Annotated in this window: 1 protein-coding gene and 1 pseudogene; both read right to left on the reverse strand. The window is 66.2% G+C overall.

Translation table 11 applies throughout. The annotated features are described in order from the left end of the window. Window positions 1–486 (reverse strand): annotated as a pseudogene (locus ADK65_RS35535) (ABC transporter permease); the annotation flags it as partial. Between the two features lie 3 nt (window positions 487–489). Beyond that, the coding region (locus ADK65_RS35540) for a TOBE domain-containing protein (RefSeq protein ID WP_159038867.1) at window positions 490–751 on the reverse strand (262 nt) is incomplete at its 5' end.

Below are 751 nucleotides of genomic sequence, written 5' to 3' on the forward strand. Positions count from 1 at the left end.
GAGTTCGTTGTAGAGCAGCTGGAACGGAGCTCCGGGAACCGACATGCTCGTGAGCGTCTCGTTCACCAGGCCCTTGTCACCGAGCATGATGATCCAGCCATAGGTACGCACCAGAGCACTGACGAAGTGCGGCACCACCACGACCAGCATCGCCAGACCCGCCCACACCGGCTTCAGCCGCGTAATCGCCTGCGCAAGAACGAACCCGAAGACGAGACTGAGGACCGCTGTCTCCGCCGAGATCCGCAGCGTGGTGAACAGCACCGACAGGTTCACACCGGTCAGCGCGTCGGCGTACCAGTGCAGCGTGAAAGAGCCGTCGGCGTTTTTCAGGCTCAGCAGCAGGGTGCTGAAGATGGGGTAGACGAACAGCACCAGCAGATAGACGACAACCGGCAGCGCGTAGAAGATCCCGACCCGCGTCCGGCGCGAAGCCAGCAGCTTGCGCGGACGGGCCGGTGCATTGGCGGTAAGGGTGGCGGCCATGACTCACCCCGCCTTTTCGTCGGTGGGGAAGAGGTTGACGTCCTCAGGGTCCGTGCAGATGCCGACTCGTTCGCCTGCGACGGGTCCGCGGCCGGCGGGTACTTCCAGGCGCAGCAGCGGCGCGTCACCGCCGGCGATCCGCACCCCCGCCCGCACGAGGGTGCCCACATAGGTGGCGGTCTCGACGGTGCCGGTACAGAACCCGTCATCGGCGGCACAGGCACGCAGCCGGCCCGGCTGCACAGCGACCTTCACCTGACTGCCG

Origin of the sequence: Streptomyces sp. NRRL B-1140, assembly GCF_001280065.1 — a bacterium.
Taxonomy (GTDB): Bacteria; Actinomycetota; Actinomycetes; order Streptomycetales; family Streptomycetaceae; genus Streptomyces.